General features: G+C 74.1%; 2 protein-coding genes and 1 pseudogene. 1 reads left to right on the plus strand and 2 read right to left on the minus strand.

The genetic code is table 11. The features are described from left to right. Positions 1 to 180: 180 nt before the first annotated feature. Complete coding sequence (locus tag EBN88_RS29015; RefSeq protein WP_233581095.1) at positions 181 to 639, minus strand: hypothetical protein; 459 nt, start codon at positions 637 to 639, stop codon at positions 181 to 183. A 205-nt stretch (positions 640 to 844) separates the two neighbouring features. After that, positions 845 to 1963: a glutamate 5-kinase gene (gene proB, locus EBN88_RS29020; RefSeq protein ID WP_122399979.1), complete on the minus strand. Its 1119-nt coding sequence runs from the start codon at positions 1961 to 1963 to the stop codon at positions 845 to 847. 516 nt (positions 1964 to 2479) lie between these two features. On the opposite strand from proB, the pseudogene EBN88_RS30990 reads away from it, so the two are divergent. Continuing rightward, positions 2480 to 3855, plus strand: a pseudogene (locus EBN88_RS30990) (hypothetical protein); the annotation flags it as partial.

Genomic DNA, 3855 nt, shown 5'->3' on the forward strand with positions numbered 1-3855 from the left:
GCCGCCGCGCGGGCGCGGCGGGCGGTGGCGATGACGGGCGAGGGGGCGGACGTGTCGTCGGTCGTGGTGGAGGGCGCGGAGCTGCTCATGCCCGGAAGCCTAGCGGCCGGCACCGACAGTCGAGGAGCCCGGCGGCCGCACCGAACCGCCCGGCCTCAGGGCCTCGGAAGTCTCAGGGCCTCAGAAGGGGTGCACCCCCACCGGGTGGGCGGGCGGCGGGCCGTAGCCCTCGGAGATCCGCTGCTGGTACGTCTCCCGGCCGATGACCTCAAGGCCGACGATCTCCCAGGCCGGCAGCTGGGCGGTGCGCCGGTGCTCGCCCCACAGCCGCAGCGCCAGGGCCGCCGCGTCGTGCAGGTCCCTGGCCTCCTCCCAGTACCTGATCTCCGCGTGGTCCTCGGCGTAGCGGCTGGTCAGCAGGAACGGGTGGTCGTCCGCCAGCCGCTCCAGGGCCCGCCGCACGTCGGGCAGCGGCTGGGCCCGCCCCGCGACGCTCAGGGTGATGTGCCACAGCCGCGCGTGCTGCTCCTCGCCGTTCCTGGGTGCCTCGGTGGTCCCCCGTGCTCGCTCCGCGTGGGCGGTACCGTCTTCCCGCTCGCGGGCCGGCCGGCCTCCTTCGACGCTGGCCAGTCGTCTCACCGACAGCCTCCTGACATGGTGCTGTTCCGGGCATGGGTCGTCGCTTGCGTGTGCGGTTCGGGTGCCGGCTGGGCACCAGGCACGAGTGGACCAGCTCACCGGCGTGGCCGGGCGCTTTTTCCCGAACCTTCGGTGGAAAGGCTGGTCTTTCACAGGTCCGGCACCGGCTCGGCCAGCCCGCCGTGTACGGCCCTCTCAGGATGACTTATGCCCGCAACAGAACCAGGTCATCGCGATGAACGACCTCTCTTTCGTAGTCGGGGCCCAACTCGCGCGCCAGTTCCCTGGTGGAACGGCCGAGCAGCAGCGGCAGCTCCTTGGCGTCGAAGTTCACCAGGCCACGGGCGATGGCGCGGCCCGTCTCGTCGCGCAGCTCGATGGGTTCGCCGGCCACGAACTCGCCCAGCACGTCGACGATTCCGGCCGGCAGCAGCGAGCCGCCGCGCTCGGTGACGGCCAGCACGGCGCCGGCGTCCAACACCACGGCGCCGCGCGGCACCGAGGCGTGGGCCAGCCACAGCAGCCGGCCGGTGGCGCGGCGCCCGGTGGGGCGGAAGTAGGTGCCGGTGGCGGCGCCGGAGAGGGCGTCGGCGACCTGGCTGGCCGCCGTCAGCACCACGGGGATGCCGGCCTCGGTCGCGATGCCGGCGGCCTCGACCTTGGTGACCATCCCGCCGGTGCCGACGCCGGCCCGGCCCGCGCGGCCCAGTTCGACGCCGGCCAAATCGGCCGGCCCGGTGACCTCGGAGATCCGGCGGCTGCCCGGGCGGGACGGGTCGCCGTCGTAGAGCCCGTCGACGTCGGAGAGCAGCACCAGCAGGTCGGCCCGCACCAGATGGGCGACCAGCGCGGCCAGCCGGTCGTTGTCGCCGAACCTGATCTCGTCCGTCGCCACCGTGTCGTTCTCGTTGACCACCGGCACGGCGCCCATGGCGAAGAGCTGGTCCAACGTCCGGTAGGCGTTGCGGTAGTGCGCGCGGCGGCTGGTGTCGGTGGTGGTGAGCAGCACCTGGCCGACGCGGCGGCCGTAGCGGGCGAACGAGGCGGTGTAGCGCGCCAGCAGCAGGCCCTGGCCGACGCTGGCGGCGGCCTGCTGGCGGGCCAGGTCACGCGGTCGTTGCCCCAGGCCCAGCGGCGCGAGCCCGGCGGCGATCGCACCCGACGAAACCAGTACGATCTGCCTCCCGTCCTGTTTCACCAGCACATCGACCAGTGCGTCCACCCGGTCGGCGTCCAGCCCGCCGGCCGCCGTGGTCAGCGAGGATGAGCCGATCTTGACGACGATCCTGCGGGCGTCGGAGACGTCCTGCCGTGCCGCTGTCATGGCACCTTCCTGTTCGCGTCCAAGTTCCCGTCCCAGGGCGCGTACGGGTGCGCGTTGGCCGTCCGGCCCGCGCGCCTGGGGCGCGATACCCAAGGCCGCGCGCCCCCGCGTCTAGGGACGTGTCGGAGACCACGGGCCCGAACCGCTCGGCCGCCGTGGCTCCCCGCGCGACCTGGGACTTCGGGTCGCCGAAGCGCCCCGGCGCCCGGCCGGTCCGCCGACCGAGACGTATGCAATGTATGTCAACGTGACCGCCGCGCGCCCCGCCGTCTCAACGGGCGACACCGGGCGCGGCCACCCGCAAGGGTGAAATCCACCGATTCCCGGGTGATCCCTGCCGTTCCGTGCGGTACTTGCGTTCTCCTGGCCCTCCCGCCGGGGCCCGCCGGGGCGTTCGCCGTTCCGCGTGGCCTCGTCGCCGGCCTCCCCGTGCCGGCCGAGGCGCACCCCCCTCACCGACCACGTTCGCGGGCCATGGCCCCGAACGCCCCACGCCCGAACCGGAGCTGACTTCCCGTGGCTGCTGGACCGTCGTCGCCCCGCGTCGCCCAAGGGCTCGCCCTGGGCGCGCTGCTGCTGCTCCTCTGCGCCCAGCTGGTGGGCGCCCAACTCCCCAACGCGCCGCTGCTCTGCGCGGCCGGCGGCGCCGGGCTCGCCCTCGACCTGGCGCTGCGGCAGTGGTGGCCGGCGCCCCTGGTGCCGCTGGGCCGGGTCCGCTGCGACGAGACGGTGCGCCAGCTGCTGCGTGACCTGCTGGTGCTGCTGGGCCTGGCGCACCTGGCCGAGGTCTCGCCGGCCGTGCGGCTGCTGGTCGTCGCCGGGCTCCTCGCCAGCTACGGCGCGCACTTCCTGACGCGGGGCCTCGCGGTCCTGGTGCGCCGCAGACGGACCCTGCCGGTGGTCACCCGCAACATCGACACCTCCGAGCTGCGGCTCTCCCCCACCCCGCCCCGGCTGCTGACCGGCGCGCACCGGCGGATGCCGCTGTTCGCGGTGCCGGGCACCGTCGGGATGCTGCTCACCGTGGCCAGCGGGCAGGCCGCCTGGAGCCTGCTCGGCGTCGGCTGCTCGCTGCTGCTCTTCGCCGGCTGCGCCGCCTGGCTGGCGACGTGGCTGCTGCCGGGGAAACGCCCGCCGGGCACCGATGAGGTCATCGCCTGGTTCCAACGCTGGCTGGACTCCTACCGGCCCGAGGTCGGCCTCTACTTCTCCGGCGGCAGCGGCACCGCCTACCAGGCCAACATGTGGCTGGGCACCGTCGCGGCGCTGGAGGGCAACGCGATGGTGGTGCTGCGGGAGCGGCCCATGGTGCAGCAGTTGGCGCCGACCGAGCTGCCGGTGGTCTGCCTGCCGAAGGTGGTCCACCTGATGCTGCTGGAGCACTCCACGCTCAAGGTCCTCATCCACCCGGCCAACGCGCCCAAGACCTCCCAGGTGTTGCGCATCCCGACGATCAAGCACGCCTTCGTCAACCACGGCGAGAGCGACAAGCTCTCCAGCTGCAACCCGTACGCCAAGGTCTACGACGAGGTGTGGGTGGCGGGCCCGGCGGCCAGGGAACGGTACGCGCTGGCCGACGTGGGCGTGGACGACCGGGACGTGGTCGAGGTGGGCCGGCCACAGCTGGCGCCCGTCCACCCGTACGCCGGGCCGCCGCCGGCCGACGGGCCCATCACCGTGCTCTACGCCCCGACCTGGGAGGGCTGGACCACCGACCCGGGCAACAGCTCGGTGCTGCTGGCCGGCGAGCAGCTGGTCACCGCGCTGCTGGCAGACCCGAGGGTGCGGCTGCTCTACAAGCCGCACCCGATGACGGGCTCGGTCGACCCCCGGTTCGGCGAGGCGGACCGGCGGCTGCGGGCGCTGGTCGAGGCGGCCGAGGCCCGCCGGGC

This window comes from Streptomyces triticirhizae, assembly GCF_003696235.1.
GTDB classification, from domain to species: Bacteria; Actinomycetota; Actinomycetes; order Streptomycetales; family Streptomycetaceae; genus Streptomyces; species Streptomyces triticirhizae.

Excerpts from the sequence above, each read along its gene's own strand:
- proB (WP_122399979.1), bottom strand. The coding sequence starts at position 1,963 with ATGACAGCGGCACGGCAGGACGTCTCCGACGCCCGCAGGATCGTCGTC.